Source organism: Schaalia sp. JY-X169 (genome assembly GCF_014069575.1).
Classification (GTDB): domain Bacteria; phylum Actinomycetota; class Actinomycetes; order Actinomycetales; family Actinomycetaceae; genus Scrofimicrobium.
Genome location: NZ_CP059675.1, coordinates 1250846 through 1267095, shown reverse-complemented (window position 1 = coordinate 1267095; position 16250 = coordinate 1250846). Strand labels below are relative to the sequence as shown.

Below are 16250 nucleotides of genomic sequence, written 5' to 3'. Positions count from 1 at the left end.
CCTCCTACATCTGGCAATTGCGCGTTGTCGCGCCTAGCACAAGCTGAGAATACCAAGCAAGGTTGTCCTCTAAGTTCAGATTGGAAGTGGCACACGCGACGACCAGTCGGCAACCTCCTCGAGTTGCAAGGCGAGTTTCAGAAGCGTCGACTCATCCCCCGGCCTGCCTATCGCCTGCACGCCCACCGGTAGTGTGATCCCGCCCGGAGCACCGTCTGGCTGCCCCGTGCCGACAGGCATGGAGAGGGCTGGAAGGCCGGCAACGTTCACATAGCTGGTGAAAGGGGTGAACTGGCACTGCTGCATAAAGTTACGTTCCCCATCGGAGTCATCAAACCACCCGGTTGGTCGCGGTGTCATGGCGAGTAGTGGAGTAAGGATCAGGTCGTAGGGCTGGTAGTCAGCAATGATCTGTAATTCGAACTGTTTCAGTGCTGCCAGCGCCTTGGGAAGGTCGGCAGCGGGACGTGTTCTTCCCGTGCGGACAAGCCATGCGGTGAGGGGTTCGAGCGCGTCGAGCGCCTCATCTGGAACAGGGAGTGATGCAGCGCTGGCCATCCACACGGCACGGAAACTCGCGAAGTAGTCCGGGGCTGGACTCGGCTCGACGTATTCGACAGTGTGTCCCATCTCCACTGCCGCTAACAGGGCTTCCTCGAACACCCGGTTCACTTGGTAGTCGACCTCAATCTCATAGTTCGTCGACCAAGGCGACCACACATTCCACCCAATTCGCAGTGGGCGGAGAGGGGCTTCAAGACTATCCACGTAAGAGCCCGAGGCCGGAAGTCCGAGGTCGTCGGGGGCACGCAGTGCATACCTATTTGGTCCGCTAACCATCCCGTCCAGCAGAAGGGCAACATCACCAACGCTGCGCCCAAGAGGTCCCCCTACCGCGAGCCCCGCGAGGGAGGCGATGCCGGACTCCCCTGGCACTCGTCCTCGGGTTGGTTTGAGACCAACCAATCCGCATGCAGAGGCGGGAATGCGAATGGAGCCTCCGGCATCGTTGCCAGGCGCAAAAGGTAGCATTCGCGCAGCAACGGCAGCCGCCGCCCCAGAGGAGCTCCCCCCGGGATCGCGCGTCAGATCCCATGGGTTGCGGGCCGATCCTTGGGGCAAGAGATTCTCCCCGTATGCCGGAAAGCCGAACTCAGGAACGTTGGTCTTTCCCAGTGAGACCCCTCCGGCCTCGTCCATATCAACAACGATTGGTGAAGATTCCCCAGCCATATAGTCGGCCGTGAGTCTCGAACCATAGGTAGAGGTAACCCCAGCCCTATCGTTCAAGTCCTTGTCAGCGAAGGGCATGCCCCACAGCGGAGACTCGTGACGGGTAGGCCGACCTCTATCACGACTGTCGTCCTCGAGTTGACGGGCCCTATCCAGTGCACGCTCAGGCGTAACTGTCGTAAGTGCGTGAACACTCGGGTTCAGTAGGTCGATCCGCTCCAAGTAGTGCTCGGTTAGTTCGACGGGAGAGATGGTGCCTTGAGTGAGGAGTTCGCGTTGGGTGAGGGCCGGGAGTTCATGCAGTTCAACCATGTGTCAATACTCCCACGCGCACCCTCCCGCCGACGCTCAGCGAAATGATTACGTTGGGAACCGATGTGCACACCGAGTACACACCCCAGAAGCAGATTTCACCCCAACGTATACATTTCGCGAACTTGGAGGGCTAGCGCCGTCACCGTGAGTCTGGAGGGGGGTCCATCACCACAAGTCTTATGGGACCTACTATTCGCTTTGGCTCGTTCTGCTAATCGGTACCAGGCAGTCGACCTCGCCCTCACGGCGGTAGTACTCGATGTGCGGCCTCTTCGGGTCGTGGTCTGCGCGATCGAAGAGTACGTCGAATGCTGGGGCGATATCGTCGTATATGGACGGGGCAGACCCGCGCAAACGCAGCCGGAGGTAGCTCCCGCCAGGAATGACGGTTTCGTCCAGACCAAGGGGGTTATCGAAATCTCGATCGAGCCGCACAGACGACAACCGATAGACGCCATGCTCACCGTAGAAGAGTCCCATCATCTTGCGACCCTGCAGCGAGTCGAATGAGTTCTCAAAACCGGGCCAGGCAGCTTGAATCGCCGAGATATTAAGGCCAACGTCGCGACTCAGGGCAGGGGTATCGTCAAGTTCGATGACGTCGATCCGGCCGAGCGAGTGATTCACAGAGTAGTTACTCATAGACTCAAGGATAACGGGCTGGAAGTTGGAGTCTGAAAAATGATATCCCCAAAACATCCCCATTGGCACCATTTTCACGTCTGTGTGTAAGGACTTTTCGTTGGTATCATGCAGATCCTGCTGTGTGGGCCATACTGGGATCGAACCAGTGACCTCTTCCGTGTGAAGGAAGCGCGCTACCCCTGCGCCAATGGCCCGAGGTGGGTACGGGATTCGAACCCGTGTTGACGGCTTTGCAGGCCGCTACCTATCCTCTCGGTCAACCCACCATAACACTCATCAATTTACCCGACATACCACCATACGGAGAAACCGTGAGAGAGCGGATGACGGGATTCGGACCCGCGACCCTCACCTTGGCAAGGTGATGCTCTACCAACTGAGCTACATCCGCGTTTGGCACCCGAGGCGGGCGCCAATCACGAGGCAAAACTCTACCCGCGGCTTTGACACTCTAGCAAGTCGAGGGAGGTAGACGACATTGGCGAAGGAGGCTGCGCAGCTAGAATTGAAAGCTATCCTAGGGCTGGCGGCAAATGGGACTTCTGCTTGTCGCTGCATGCACGCGAAGATTAGGCAGGCTGAAAATGGTAAGCAACTCGCACTCGACTCCTACCAAACCCATTCTCCCTGTTGTGTTTGGTGGAGATGCAGGAGCCTACGCCCTTGGGCTTGAGTGCTATGAAGCCTTTGGCGTCAGGTGCCTGTGCGTTGCCAACGAGCCTGTCGCACTTATTAAAGAGTCGGTGTTCTTTGACATTCAGCACATTGAACCGGGTGCAAGCGATGAGCAGAGGCTCGCATCCCTTACTGAGGTGGCTGAAGCAAACGGGGACAAACACCTGATTTTGCTAGCAAACTCTGACGGAGCTATCGGATTTTTCGCACGCCATCGTCATGTACTTGAAGAGCACTACCTGATACCGTCACCAACGGACGCTACAATTGCCAAGCTCTGTGACAAGGATTCCTTCGCCGAAGTATGCACAGACCTTGGGGTTGCCACACCCCAAACCATCGTCGTGAACTGCGCCGGCGCGGACGATGATTGGGAAGCACCTCTCATCGACATCCCGTTCCCAGTGGTCGCCAAAGCGTCTTCAGGCAGCGCTTACGAGAAGGTCTCCTTTCCAGGAAAAAGGAAGATCTGGTTCATATCGACTGCCACCGAGCTCAACGAGCTGTGGAGTCGCCTGCGCGAAGCGGGTTTTCGTGACAAGTTCCTGGTCCAGCAGCTCATCCCAGGTGGCGATGATCAGATGCGCTCACTGACGTTCTACGTGGACTCGTCCGGCGAAGTGAAGCTGCGGAGCTCAGCCCAGGTATTATTGCAGGATCCGTCTCCAACCATGATTGGGAACCCCGTGGCAATGATTACGGAGGCTCTTCCTGAGCTTTGGGAGTCTGCCGAGAGGATTCTGAAAGCTGGCCAGTACACGGGCTTCGCTAACTTTGATATCAAAGTCGACCCGCGGGATGACAAGCCGTACTTCCTAGAGGTCAACCCCCGCATTGGACGCAACTCCTACTACGTCGTGGCCGCGGGAGCGAACCCAATGGAAATCATGGCAAACGACCTCATCGACAAGCGCGCCCAACCTCGTGTAGATGCCGTTAGTCCGGCCCTTTACACTCTGGTTCCGGTCTCCCTTATCAAGAAGTACACCACCGATCCCATCCTGCTCCAGAAGGTGCGTTTCCTGGTGCGGGAGCACCGAGTCGTCAACCCGTTGCGCCGCCCGGTTGAGAAGAACCTGAAGAGGAAGGCAATCGCACTGGGGCAGACCTACAACTATTTCCGAAAGTTCCACCGCTATTTCGAGACAGGTATCTAGGAGCGGGATTTGCGCGCTCCAAACTTAGGGCACTTTGGCAAAGGACCAGATCACTGCACCTGAGTCATCCAGGGACGGGATTGCCAGAATCCTCCCGTTGACATACGGAATTGATATTCCTGGGGCGTCTCCAATGTTGCTGATACCGAGCCCTTCGGCGTCCCACATGAACATGGAACCGTCACCACCGTAAGTCCCGTTACCCCACACGAGGACGTCGCCACTTATCGATGTCTGCGCCCAGGCTGAAAGCGCATTAACTGCAGCTGCTAGACGCTGTTCACGCATGCTCCAGACTAGAATCCAAGCGCCCTCCCCGTTCTCATTTGTTGCCGTGACAGCAACTTGATCTCCATCGGTCGAGATTGCGCCAATCCCCCACCCTGGTGTTGAAACTTCGAGAACCGGCGCGGCCTCACCAACGAGTGTCCTTTGATTGTCGATCCACAGTGGTCCAGTCCCGGTAACAACAGGACTCGTGCCGTTAGCCACCAAAGTGACTTCGCCGGGGTTGGTATTCGCGACCCTCGCAATCACCTGAGTCCACACCCCCAGCTTTGGGGTTGCGCTTGCGGCGACGAGCGCATCCGGGAAATCTGTACCCGTAGATATCGCAACCGGTGATCCGGCTGGGAACTCCCCTGCGATTGCGCGTGCGGTGCCATATCTGTCCGTCCCAGCAAGCCTGACAATCTCGGTGGAAAGAAGCGAGAGCTGCCGCTCAACATTGGCGCCTACTGCACCCGTTCCTCCGCCGATATAGATGGTCTTTGGGGTGAGCCGCTGTATTTCATCGTGAACGACTGGTGGTAGTGACTGGGCCGATGTGAGCAACAGCGGTCCCCCGGCGTAGGCAGCAAGTGCGCCCAGGGCCAATCCGTCTGAGTACGACGTTCCAGAAGCAATGAATACCGAGTCAGCATTTCCGTTCGGAAAGAGTCGCTTAGAGATCGCCACTGCGGTTGCATACCTGTCGCCTCCGGACGCCCTCTGTGTCCCGCGAATCAGCGGCGTGGCATCTGCAAATGAGCCCTGAGGAAGGACCTGTGCGGTCAGAGCATCTTCGGCTCCGGTAGGTTGAACACCTTCTTCTGGGCCGTAACTTAGGTGCTCCAAGTCTCCGGACATGCTTTGGTCGGTGTCAACCATGGTGGCATCAGGATCCGTTAGAGTCTCTGCTTCTTCCCTGTTCTCTACTGGGTTATCGTCGGGGCCTACCACGGGTAACTCCCCCGTTTCGGAGCCACTCGTAGGAGTTTCCCCTTCTGGCTGCAATTCCACAGGACTCGGTACGGGGGACATGCCGGAAGAAAGTGCGACAGTCTAGATGCAGGCGAGCAACAAGTGGTCGCTTCGCACGTAGATCACCATCCTATGCAACTGTGTTCAATACCACCACAGCCTACAATGTGGCGAGGTTACTGACATAGGTGAAAGCTCGATGCCGCCGCGTATGGCATTGCAAAACAAATACGGGGAGTCGCTATGACTCCCCGCTTGCGTGTACCACCATTTCTGAGTGGGCCGTACTGGGATCGAACCAGTGACCTCTTCCGTGTCAGGGAAGCGCGCTACCGCTGCGCCAACGGCCCGAGCGGACAACGGGATTCGAACCCGCGACCCTCACCTTGGCAAGGTGATGCTCTACCAGCTGAGCTATGTCCGCAGTGCTTTTCCGACGTTATGCCGGACGAGCAGATGTAACTCTATCAGCGCTGGACGCACCATCCAAACTGGCACCTAGTCAGCTTTTTCACGTTGGGAAATCCGACTCTTCAGCGTGTTGAGCTTGGTCTTTCCATCTTTCAATACTTCAAGCGTCCGGTAGGCGGTTCGGTTCACTGGGATGTCATAGGCGGGAGCTACTTCGCTGATTTCCTGTGCGAAGCCCGATTTGAATGCAGTCAGAGCATTCAGTGAAGGGGCGAGGTCGGAACCCACGCCCATCAGGTCCATTGTCTTGTAACCTTCCGCCCCGAGATCGACGAGTGCCGCATAGAGCACTTGGATGGAAGCCTCGTGTTCACGACCCTCAGCGTTGGCGGCGGCATAGTAGTAGACGGCCTCGGTGCCCGACAGGGTGAAGATTGCGAACCCCACGACTCTCCCGTCCACGCGACCCGCGTACAGCCGCCCATGGTCGCGCTTGAGCGTGCGCAGCATGTTCTGGTAAACAGACTTGGACCAAGGCGTGAATCCCTGCCTCGCCGCTGTCTCCGCCATAATCTCGTAGTACTGCGTAAAGTCTTCGAGCGCCAGCTCCGTCTCATCAGCGCAGTCCACAGGAGTCTTCTTTATTGCGCCGCGAACCTTTGTCCTGGCTCGCTTCTTGAATCCCAACATCAAATCATCTGCATTGTCCTTCAAACTCACAAAGACGGTACGGTCATATGTTGTGATTTGCATGGGGGGATGCGCGCTAGGTCCGGGAAAGCGTAGATGCAGCCGTAAGAAGGCAGTGCCCTTAGCGGCCTTCTTGATCCACTTGATCATCGCCTCGACAGTCGCATTCTCCAGCTCTTCTGACTGGTCTACCAGCCAGACTGGACCGTGCTTACACCAGAGGAAGTCAAAGCCGTGATAGCGGTAGCGGGTCAGGCTGAAGATTGCGGCGGGGATCCCATCGACCTCGACCGAAAAGAAGCCAACTAGGTGTCGATCAGGAAATGTCTCTTCGAACTCCGCCCAGACCCATGTCTGCTCAATTGGCACGTTGACGTGCGCAGTAACCGCGCGTGTCCTCATTTCTTGGGCAGCAATGGGACTTATAGCAACCTGTGAAAGTGTCATTTGTCCTCCTCTTCTACAACGCTACAGCAGTTGACCTTACTCAATACGGCGTGGTTCCGTACATTTTCGACCGCGCTCCGTAGAGTTATCTGCGTGACTCGATCCGCTCCTCCGCAGGATTTCATTTCTGCACTTGGCAGCCTACGTGATGCCTGGATTGACCCGAGTCTGGTTGTTCACGAAGTCCCCGCTCCCACGAGGCTCGCCGCATGGTCTGCTGCAATTGAGATTGAGACACAAGAGAGAAACGGCGAGCAGCCAGTTGCGAAAGCAACCCTAGTCATCCTCTGTGATCCTGAACAAGAGGAAGTTTGGGGTGGACAGATTCGCCTTGTAGGTCAAGCGAGGATGAGCGTTGACGACGATCAGAGTACAGACCCGCTCCTAGGCGAAGTAATTTGGGCGACGCTTCTTCAGTCCTTGACTGATGCGGGTTCCACGCCTCTGGCCTGCGTCGGCACAGTGACCAGAGAAATCTCTCAAACCTTTGGGGGCCTTGAACTTCAAGGTTCGACTTTGAATGCAGACCTGCGCTGCTCATGGACACCGACATCAAATGACCTAAGCGCAGACCTGTCCGGTTGGGCTGAAGCACTGCGCTCAAACTCAGGGGTGCTCCCACACGGAGTGACCCGCTTAGGACACCGCATTGGCTGAAGCACCACTCTTTCGCGAACCCATAAGCCCAACGTCACCTGTGAGGGGGCCACGACCGCAGGGGGTACCTCTCACAGTCGAGTCTAAGGAAAATACTCCTTCCACAGCTGCTGACCCTGATCTTCGACTTCTTCGCTCACCCGCTGAAGGTGTTCCCGACCTAATTGACTCACCCACAGCGCTTGAAGATGCTGCGCACCGCCTTGGGAGGGACAATCAGCCGGTTGCCGTCGACACAGAACGTGCACAGGGTTACCGCTATGGAGGTGGGGCATACCTGGTTCAGCTGCGTAAGGACGAGGTCGGATCTTTCCTGATTGACTCGCGTGTGCTACCCGATTTGTCTATGTTGGCGCCCACTATGACCGGCCCATGGATTCTTCACGCAGCAGATCAAGATTTGGCATGCATGCAGATGCTGGGACTAGCCCCAGCATCGATTTTTGACACAGAAATCGCAGCACGTCTGCTCGGTTTCGAACGTTTCTCCTTAGGTGCGGTAACCGAGCACGTCCTCGGCATCACCTTGGAGAAGAGTCACCAAAATGAAGACTGGTCGCTTCGCCCACTTCCCATTGACTGGCTCCGCTATGCGGCACTCGATGTGGAACTGCTGGCCCAACTTCGGACACAGATGTCCCTACGGCTTGAGGATGCCGGGCGTATGGAGTGGGCGGAGCAGGAGTTTGTCCACGAGTTGACCCATCCGCTGATACCCCGGGATCCGTCGTGGCGGGACCTGAGGGGACTTGGGAAAGTCCGCACACCACTTGGCTTGGCTGTCGCGCGCGAACTGTGGACCGTGCGCGAAGAGCTTGGGCGGGAACTCGATGTCGCGCCCGGTCGCCTTCTAGCAACCAACGGGATAATTGCGGCAGCGCTCGCTGATCCACGTTCCAAAGGCGCGCTGACATCAATCCCAGAATTCCGCCGGACGAGGGCGCGCAAGCACACCGATACATGGTGGAGTGCCGTGGCACGGGCCCACGCACTTCCTGAGGGCGCGCTACCGGATCCGAAGACACCCCATGACCCGAAACATGTACCTGCAGCGTCCATGTGGAAGAGACTGGATCCTGTTGCGTGGGAAAGACTGCAAACCATGCGAGCACTTGCTAGTCGTGCGGCTGCTCCACTGGGAATCCAGCCGGAGGTCGTCCTCGAACCACGCGTCCAACGAGAGGTGGCATGGCGACCCCTTGCCGGTGATTTGGATGAGGCACTTCAGAGTGCAGGCGCACGCGCGTGGCAGATAGATAATCTTTCCCGAGCAATTACCGCAGACACTATCGCGTCCCTCCGTTAGCAGCACGTGTCAGTATGTGGCTATCCCTCGTCGCCTGAAAATGTCCCGGGCCTGCTCGGTCGCCTCAGCCGTGGGAGGTTTTGTCTCTTCCAGCTTGTAGTCAAACCCCAGAGCCTCCCACTTGTCGCGCCCCATCTGGTGGAACGGGAGTACCTCAACGCGCTCAAGTGAGGGAATCGATGACGCGATTTCCGCGACTCTCTCGATGTTGTCACGGTCATCGGTAAGTCCGGGAACGAGGACGAACCGCACCCACACCGGCACCTGTGCAACACCGAGGCGCTGTGCAAACTCCAGGGTTGGCCCAAGTTCCTGATTCGTTGTCCTCTTGTAGACCTCAGGGACACCCGACTTGATATCGAGTAAGACCAGGTTGAGGTTTCGCATCATCGCATCGCTGCAACGCACTCCAAGGAAACCCGAAGTGTCGATGGCTGTATGGATGTCGTTGTCGCGGGCAAACTGGAGGATCTCAGAGACCCCGCGAGGTTGCATAAGAGGTTCCCCACCAGAGATCGTGATGCCACCTCCTGTGCGGGCAAATATCCGCCGATACCTGTAGATGCGCTGGCACAACTCGTCAGTTGGAACCAGTGTCCCCCTGCGCATGTCCATAGTGTCCGGATTATGGCAGTACAGGCATGAAAGCGGACAACCTGACAGGAACGTAGTCATCCTTGTTCCCGGGCCATCTACCGCGGTGACCAACTCCCAGGAGTGAACAGACAGGAGTCGACCGGCGTGGATCATCGCCGCTTGCTCGCGGCGTTCCACATCACCTAGTGGGTCGAGGCCGTCCAGCCCACCCCCGGAGCGGCGTAAGAACGGGTGATCAGCGGGCGCGGGCGCGTACTCTCCAGACACACCATCAGACGCACGCTGCACGGCAGACATTTCTCAAGCCTTTCGGAAAGTGGAGAAAGCTTGGGCCCGACAGATCATGCCGGGCCCAAGAAGTCACATCACATGTGATCGTGGAATGTTCGGCTGATAATGTCCAGCTGTTGTTCACGTGTGAGGCGAACAAAGTTGACCGCATAGCCCGAGACACGCACGGTTAGCTGCGGGTAGTTCTCCGGGTGTTCCATGGCATCTTCCAAAGTGTCACGGTTGAGCACGTTGACATTCATGTGGTAGCCGCCCTCGCCCATGTAGGAGTCCAGCAGACCCACCAGGTTTTGCACCTGTTCGCCCTCAGTGCGGCCCAATCCTGCAGGAACGACCGTGTTGGTAAGCGAAATACCATCCTGGGACGCGTCGTAGGGAAGTTTCGCGACGGAAAGCGCTGAAGCCAACATGCCGTGGGTATCGCGGCCATTCATTGGGTTTGCACCTGGAGCAAACGGCTCGCCAGCGCGGCGGCCATCAGGTGTGTTGCCCGTGTTCTTGCCGTAGACAACATTCGATGTGATGGTCAGGACCGACTGGGTGTGTGTTGCTCCACGGTAGGTTGGGAATTGACGAATCTTGTTCATGAACGACTCAACCAGGTGAACGGCAATCTCATCGACCCGGTCATCATCATTGCCGAAATGGGGGTAGTCACCCTCAATCACGTAGTCAACAACGATGCCGTTGTCATCGCGTACTGGTGAAACCTTGGCGTACTTGATGGCGGACAGTGAGTCGGCAGCCACAGAAAGTCCGGCGATACCGCAGGCCATGGTGCGAAGGATCTCAGTGTCGTGCAGCGCCATCTCGATACGCTCGTAAGCGTACTTGTCATGCATGTAGTGGATGCAGTTGAGGGCGTCCACGTAGGTGCGGGCAAGCCAGTTCATGAGTCCGTCAAACTTCTCCAAGACGTCCTCGTACACCAGCACGTCCCCGGAAACAGCGTCCGAGGGCGGGGCAACCTGAACACCCGTGATCTCATCCTTGCCACCATTGATGGCGTAGAGGAGGGCCTTCGCCAAGTTGACGCGCGCGCCAAAGAACTGCATTTGCTTGCCGATCTCCATGGCAGAAACACAGCAGGCAATCCCAGCGTCATCGCCCCACGACTCGCGCACCAGGGAGTCCGATTCGTATTGAATCGCGGAAGTCTCGATTGAGGTCTTCGCGCAGAACTCTTTGAAGCCTTCAGGCAGCTTCTCTGACCAGAGAACCGTGAGGTTTGGCTCCGGTGCCGGACCCAAGTTGTTGAGGGTCTGCAGCATCCGGAACGAGTTCTTGGTGACCAGTGTGCGTCCGTCGTCGCCGGTGCCACCGATCGTCTCTGTAACCCAAGTGGGGTCTCCGGAGAAGAGAGCGTCGTACTCGGGGGTACGGAGGAAACGCACGATGCGCAGCTTGATGACGAAGTCATCAATAATTTCTTGCGCCTTAGTTTCAGTCAACGTGCCCTCAGCGAGGTCACGCTCAAAGTAGGCGTCCAGGAAAGTAGAGGTGCGTCCCAGCGACATTGCTGCGCCATTCTGCTCTTTGACTGCACCCAGGTACGCGAAGTAGAGCCACTGCACTGCTTCCTTTGCGTTCTTCGCAGGGCCCGAGATGTCAAAACCGTAGGACTGAGCCATTCGCTTAAGCTCTTCAAGGGCGCGAATCTGCTCCGCAATCTCTTCACGTTGCTGAATGACGCCCTCTTCTGAGAACCGTGCATTCAGGTCAGCCTTGTCAACCTTCTTGCCCTGGATCAGACGGTCAACACCGTAGAGTGCGACGCGGCGGTAGTCACCAATGATCCGGCCTCGGCCGTAAGCGTCAGGAAGACCCGTGACGATGTGCGATGAGCGTGCCTTACGCACCGAGTCAGGGTAAACATCAAAGACACCCGCATTGTGAGTCTTGCGGTAGTGAGTGAAGATTTCCTTCACGAAGGGGTCAACTTCGTAGCCGTAAGTCTGCAGCGACTTCTCAACCATGCGCCATCCGCCATTGGGGATCATGGCACGCTTGAGGGGGGCGTCAGTCTGAAGGCCGACAACCACATTGTCATCGTCGCTAATGTATCCTGCGGCGTGTCCGTCAATACGACCGGGAGTCTTCGTGTCGATATCGTAGACGCCCTTTTCACGCTCCTCAGGGAACATGCCCGACAGCGTCTCCCACACACGTTCGGTACGCTGTGTCGGTCCGGCAAGGAACGAAGCATCCCCTTCAAACGGCGTGTAGTTAAGCTGAACGAAGCCGCGCACGTCGATAAAGTCTTGCCACAAACCCGGCGTGAACCCCCGCCAGGCTTCCTGGGTAGCGGTTGAGGTGGATTCGATGGTCGTTACCATGCTGCTTTGCTCCTGGATTTTGACACTCGGCGAGGGTCTCCCGCCATGACACCAAGCTTAGGTCGGTCTGCCTCGAAAGTCCCTGAAGCCCCCCCATGCAAAGCATCACAGAGGTGGAGAATTACGCTATATTCCGCGGGAACTGTCGACTCTGACACCCAGTTTCTGCTCGGAGCTCTTGGTCACTGTGACGCGCTGCGCACCCCGCGTTGCTGCACGAACGATTCCGGCCTCATCTAGGCCGACTTCCTGGAGAATGGCAGCTCGCGTCTTGTGCGCGAGGAACACTCTTGGGATCCCCAGAATCTGAACCGGCGGCGCTCCGGCTGTGGCACAGAGCCGACCCAGCTCACTTCCCACTCCCCCGACCTCGAGCCCGTCCTCAACCGAAACCACCACGTCGAACTGCTTGGCGGCCTCAACCAGGCTTGCGCGCACTGGTAGCACCCAGCGCGGATCAACAACAGTTACGGGGTGTCCTTGTTGGACCAGGCGTTTTGCAGCAGCGATTGCTGTGGGGACCATGGAACCGACCGAGATGATCAGGACGGATGGCCCAGCCTGCGACTCCGGGATGTCGAGGGCGGAGCGCTCAAAGACGACGTCACTCCCATCGAAACTCCTCAACGCGGTGATATCCCCGGGCGGCTCGCCTTTGGGGAATCTCACTAGAGTTGGCCCGGACTGCGTTTGAACAGCCTCCGAAAGCTCCTCGCGAAGGGTGCTGGCATCCCGGGGTGCTGCGACCTTAAGGTTGGGCACCATTGCCGCGAGGGAGAGGTCCCACATGCCGTTATGCGATGCCCCATCATCTCCGGTGACACCAGCCCGGTCCAAGACAATAGTGACAGGCTCGCTGTGGAGCGATACGTCCAGGAGCAGCTGGTCAAAAGCCCTGTTCATGAATGTGGCGTAAACACACACCACTGGATGGGCGCCTTCAAAAGCCATGCCGGCTGCTGCGGTAAAACCGTGCTGCTCTGCGATTCCAACGTCGATGACTCTGTTGGGGAACCTGGTGGCCAGTGGCTGCAGACCCACTGGCGCCATCATCGCGGCTGTCACTCCCACGATCTTCGGGTCCCTTTCCGCCAGGCTCAGCAGGTGCTCAGCAAAGACTTTGGTCCAGCCAAATTGGGCTGGGGCAACAGGTAGTCCTGTCTCCGGGTGAATCTCACCGACCGCGTGAAAACGGTCAGCGATGTCCTCTTCCGCAGGGGTATAGCCACGCCCCTTCTCTGTGATCGCATGAACGATGACAGGTTCACCGAAGGATTTTGCTCGTTCTAGGGCCAACTCCATCGCGACCTCGTCGTGGCCATCAACCGGTCCGATGTACTTGATACCTGAGTCCTGGAAGACGCTTTGGGGTACAAGTACATCCTTCAGTCCCGCTTTGAGTCCGTGGAGGGCGTCATACGCGTGGTGCCCCACCCTGCCGAGTCCCAGGAGGGTTGATTTACCACGCTTTAACGTCTCCTCGTATCCCTCCGACGTGCGCAGAGCATCGAGGATCTGCGCCAAGCCACCCACTGTCGGCGCGTAGGAACGCCCATTGTCGTTGATGACGATCACGATGGGACACTTGGGGCCCTGGGCGATGTTATTGACGGCCTCCCATGCCATCCCACCGGTCAGAGCACCGTCACCGATGACGGCAACCGTCGCACCGGGTATGTGCATACGTTTCTTCTCAAGGGCGACCCCGTTGGCCCACGACAGGGCTGTCGTGGCATGGGAGTTTTCAACGACATCATGCACGGATTCCGCCCGGCTCGGATAGCCTGACAGACCTCCTTCGCGCCGCAAGTTTGAAAAGTCCTTACGCCCAGTCAGCATCTTGTGCACGTAAGCCTGATGGCCGGTGTCCCAGATGATTGTGTCCCGAGGGGATTCGAAGATGCGGTGAACAGCTAGCGCGACCTCTACGATTCCTAAGTTTGGTCCCAGATGTCCTCCGGTTTTGGCCACAGAGGCAATCAGATAGGCACGGATTTCCTGTGCAAGTCCAACCAACTCGGCTGAAGTGAGCGTGGAAAGATCACCGGGAGAGCTAATGCGCGACAGCAGCGGGTACCGCCGTAACTCGTCGCGGTCACCATTCGGAGTCATCTGGATCATTCACGCAGTCTACCGAAGCGGAGTCACGAGTAGAATGCAACACAAGGTCCAGTACATCTGGGCAACCTATCGACGCCGATCATGAAGACGAGGACGCATGTCTAAGGAAACCGCCGGCTACGGAACATGGGATTCCCCGATTACACCGGAGTCCTTCACTGAACGAACCGTGAACATCACCCAGCTAAGGGTGGACGGTCCGGACATCTATTGGGTTGAGGACAACCCACAACGGGAGGGTAGATCCGTACTGTTGCGCCGGGACGCCCTCGGACAAACAATGGAAGTGCTTCCGCTGCTGGAAGGAGCACGCCTTGTCACGGTGGCCACGTCAGTGAATGGACGCGGAGGCCGTGGGTATGCGGTACGTGACGGCGAGCTGGTTATTTCGGATGGCAATGATAATCGTGTCTATGCGTTCCGAGTCAGCGATCGCAAACGTGCGCTTGTGCCCCTGACGCCACTTTCCAAGTGCGCCTACGGCGATTTTGAGATCGACCTCGCACGGGGACTGGTTTATGCGGTTAGGGAAGACCGGCGAGGTTTGGAGCAGGGGCAGGAGCCTGAACTCTCCCTTGTTTCCATCCCGCTCGATGGCTCGGCAGCTCGACAACCCGAACTGATTCGCACCATCTTCAGTGGAACAGATTTTGTCGCGGCTCCCGGACTTTCCCATGATGGTGAAAAGCTCGTGTGGATCACTTGGAACCACCCGGAAATGCCGTGGACCCAATCACAGCTTCATGTGGGTGCACTGAGCCCGACTGGTGACTATCTTTCCGATGTCGTTCTCGTCGATCATAAGGATGTCTGTGTCTATGAGCCGCGTTGGACCTTGGATGGAGACCTCATCCACGCAGACGACTCTACGGGGTGGGCGAACTTTTACCGCACCGAAGGTTTTGAGAGCCGAGTTGGTGAACCAACGGATGCGTGGGAGACCCGTTTGAGGACGCGCGCCCTCCACCCCTCTGACCAGGCATTCTCGCAGCCTCACTGGCAACTTGGTTCTCACACCTACGACAACCTTGATCACAACCACCTGGTTTGCACGTGGTCCAAGGACGGGGAAAAACACCTGGGGACGATCCAGCTTGATAACGGATTGCTTGAAGAATGGCCTTTAGGATGGTGGCCCGTCGGCAATGTTGCTGCAGATGCTGGCCGTGTTGTCTTCCTGGGCGATTCTGCGATTGAGCCAGATTCAATCGTTGAGGTCCGCGATCGTGAGCCCGTCTTAGTCAGACCCTCCTCGGAGATGGAGGTTGCACCCGGCTACATTTCTCAAGCCGCAAATATCATTTGGAAGAATCAGGACGGCACCGCCGGGCATGGCCTTCTCTACCTCCCACGTAGTGAGGACTTTGAGGCTCCAGATGGGGAGCGTCCCCCACTGCTCGTCTCGGTTAACCCAATGCCGACGATGGCAGCACATCCGGGAATGGACTTTTCAGCGCAGTTCTGGACCAGCCGCGGCTTCGCGGTGCTGAAGCCAAACCCACGCGGTGCAACAGGTTTTGGGCGTGACTATCGCCAAGCTCTCTCCGGTCACTGGGGCGAAGTGGACGTGACTGACTGCCTTGATGGGGTCCGTCATCTCATCAATGAGGGCCTTGTGGACCCTCAGCGGGTGGGAATCCGCGGGGAGTCATTTGGGTCCGTCACTGTCCTCAGTGCCCTGGAGAAGTCGGATCTGTTCTCCGCAGGCGTTGTCTTCGCGGGTGCGGGTGACCTTCGCGATCTTGCGCGTAATGCGCACAAGTTTGAAAGGAACTACCCGGGTCGACTGGTGGGTTCGTACGAACTTGACGATCCGGCCTGGTCCCGTGTTAACCCGTTGGAACACCTTGAGGAGATCTCTGCTCCGGTGCTGTTCATGCACGGTGGCAAGGACCCTCTTACTCCCGTCGGGACTGTCCGCAAGGCCGCGGAAGAACTTCGCTCCATGGGCAAGCCCGTTGCTTTGGAGGTGTTCCCAGAAGAGGGACACAGGATTCTGCACGACCGTTCGATAAAACTGGCCTGGGACACAGAGCTTGCCTTCTACGGCGAAGTATGGGGCTTCGGGACAACATCCGAGGTCGAGGTCCCGATTTCAGACTAGTATCCGCTACGGAGCAGGGCTAG

General features: G+C 57.6%; 11 protein-coding genes and 5 tRNA genes. 4 read left to right on the top strand and 12 right to left on the bottom strand.

What is annotated here, in order from left to right:
* Positions 1 to 75 precede the first annotated feature (75 nt).
* The 5 genes from H2O65_RS05560 to H2O65_RS05540 form a co-directional block, all read right to left on the bottom strand.
* Positions 76 to 1545, bottom strand: coding sequence for an amidase (locus H2O65_RS05560; protein ID WP_182140764.1), 1470 nt, complete (start codon positions 1543 to 1545; stop codon positions 76 to 78).
* Positions 1546 to 1737: 192 nt separating this feature from the next.
* Positions 1738 to 2190 carry an AraC family transcriptional regulator gene (locus H2O65_RS05555; RefSeq protein WP_182140763.1) on the bottom strand — a complete coding sequence of 151 codons (453 nt, stop codon included), beginning with the start codon at positions 2188 to 2190 and terminating at the stop codon, positions 1738 to 1740.
* 125 nt (positions 2191 to 2315) lie between these two features.
* Positions 2316 to 2387: transfer RNA gene (locus H2O65_RS05550), tRNA-Val, on the bottom strand.
* A 1-nt stretch (position 2388) separates the two neighbouring features.
* Positions 2389 to 2459 (bottom strand) — tRNA-Cys (locus H2O65_RS05545).
* A 52-nt stretch (positions 2460 to 2511) separates the two neighbouring features.
* Positions 2512 to 2584: transfer RNA gene (locus H2O65_RS05540), tRNA-Gly, on the bottom strand.
* Between the two features lie 193 nt (positions 2585 to 2777).
* Between H2O65_RS05540 and H2O65_RS05535 the strand changes: the two genes are divergently transcribed.
* A complete protein-coding gene (locus H2O65_RS05535) occupies positions 2778 to 4025 on the top strand; it encodes a carboxylate--amine ligase (RefSeq protein WP_182140762.1) in 1248 nt (415 codons plus the stop codon).
* 24 nt (positions 4026 to 4049) lie between these two features.
* On the opposite strand, the gene H2O65_RS05530 is transcribed toward H2O65_RS05535, so the two are convergent.
* The 4 genes from H2O65_RS05530 to H2O65_RS05515 form a co-directional block, all read right to left on the bottom strand.
* Positions 4050 to 5246: a cell wall-binding repeat-containing protein gene (locus H2O65_RS05530; RefSeq protein WP_182140761.1), complete on the bottom strand. Its 1197-nt coding sequence runs from the start codon at positions 5244 to 5246 to the stop codon at positions 4050 to 4052.
* 299 nt (positions 5247 to 5545) lie between these two features.
* Positions 5546 to 5617: transfer RNA gene (locus H2O65_RS05525), tRNA-Val, on the bottom strand.
* A 1-nt stretch (position 5618) separates the two neighbouring features.
* Positions 5619 to 5691, bottom strand: a tRNA-Gly gene (locus H2O65_RS05520).
* Positions 5692 to 5765: 74 nt separating this feature from the next.
* Positions 5766 to 6815, bottom strand: a complete 1050-nt coding sequence (locus H2O65_RS05515) for a GNAT family N-acetyltransferase (protein ID WP_182140760.1) — start codon at positions 6813 to 6815, stop codon at positions 5766 to 5768.
* 93 nt (positions 6816 to 6908) lie between these two features.
* On the opposite strand from H2O65_RS05515, the gene H2O65_RS05510 reads away from it, so the two are divergent.
* Together H2O65_RS05510 and H2O65_RS05505 are read left to right on the top strand one after the other, a co-directional pair.
* Positions 6909 to 7472 (top strand): DUF3000 family protein, encoded by a 564-nt coding sequence (locus H2O65_RS05510; protein ID WP_182140759.1) that lies wholly within the window; start codon positions 6909 to 6911, stop codon positions 7470 to 7472.
* A complete protein-coding gene (locus tag H2O65_RS05505; protein ID WP_182140758.1) occupies positions 7465 to 8778 on the top strand; it encodes an HRDC domain-containing protein in 1314 nt (437 codons plus the stop codon). Before H2O65_RS05510 ends, H2O65_RS05505 begins: the two co-directional genes overlap by 8 nt.
* A 9-nt stretch (positions 8779 to 8787) precedes the next feature.
* On the opposite strand, the gene pflA is transcribed toward H2O65_RS05505, so the two are convergent.
* The 3 genes from pflA to dxs all read right to left on the bottom strand — a co-directional run bounded on the left by pflA (position 8788) and on the right by dxs (position 14114).
* Positions 8788 to 9672, bottom strand: coding sequence for a pyruvate formate-lyase-activating protein (gene pflA / locus H2O65_RS05500; RefSeq protein WP_182140757.1), 885 nt, complete (start codon positions 9670 to 9672; stop codon positions 8788 to 8790).
* 68 nt (positions 9673 to 9740) lie between these two features.
* Positions 9741 to 12002 (bottom strand): formate C-acetyltransferase, encoded by a 2262-nt coding sequence (pflB, locus tag H2O65_RS05495; protein WP_182140756.1) that lies wholly within the window; start codon positions 12000 to 12002, stop codon positions 9741 to 9743.
* A 126-nt stretch (positions 12003 to 12128) separates the two neighbouring features.
* On the bottom strand, positions 12129 to 14114 hold the full coding sequence (gene dxs, locus H2O65_RS05490) for a 1-deoxy-D-xylulose-5-phosphate synthase (protein ID WP_182142680.1): 1986 nt from the start codon (positions 14112 to 14114) through the stop codon (positions 12129 to 12131).
* A 106-nt stretch (positions 14115 to 14220) separates the two neighbouring features.
* Between dxs and H2O65_RS05485 the strand changes: the two genes are divergently transcribed.
* Positions 14221 to 16227 carry a S9 family peptidase gene (locus H2O65_RS05485; RefSeq protein ID WP_182140755.1) on the top strand — a complete coding sequence of 669 codons (2007 nt, stop codon included), beginning with the start codon at positions 14221 to 14223 and terminating at the stop codon, positions 16225 to 16227.
* Positions 16228 to 16250: the final 23 nt, after the last annotated feature.

Bases quoted from the DNA above. Each gene is read 5' to 3' on its own strand.
- H2O65_RS05560 (WP_182140764.1), bottom strand. From the start codon at position 1,545: ATGGTTGAACTGCATGAACTCCCGGCCCTCACCCAACGCGAACTCCTC.
- H2O65_RS05555 (WP_182140763.1), bottom strand. From the start codon at position 2,190: ATGAGTAACTACTCTGTGAATCACTCGCTCGGCCGGATCGACGTCATC.
- H2O65_RS05535 (WP_182140762.1), top strand. From the start codon at position 2,778: ATGGTAAGCAACTCGCACTCGACTCCTACCAAACCCATTCTCCCTGTT.
- H2O65_RS05515 (WP_182140760.1), bottom strand. From the start codon at position 6,815: ATGACACTTTCACAGGTTGCTATAAGTCCCATTGCTGCCCAAGAAATG.
- pflA (WP_182140757.1), bottom strand. From the start codon at position 9,672: ATGTCTGCCGTGCAGCGTGCGTCTGATGGTGTGTCTGGAGAGTACGCG.
- pflB (WP_182140756.1), bottom strand. From the start codon at position 12,002: ATGGTAACGACCATCGAATCCACCTCAACCGCTACCCAGGAAGCCTGG.
- dxs (WP_182142680.1), bottom strand. From the start codon at position 14,114: ATGACTCCGAATGGTGACCGCGACGAGTTACGGCGGTACCCGCTGCTG.
- H2O65_RS05485 (WP_182140755.1), top strand. From the start codon at position 14,221: ATGTCTAAGGAAACCGCCGGCTACGGAACATGGGATTCCCCGATTACA.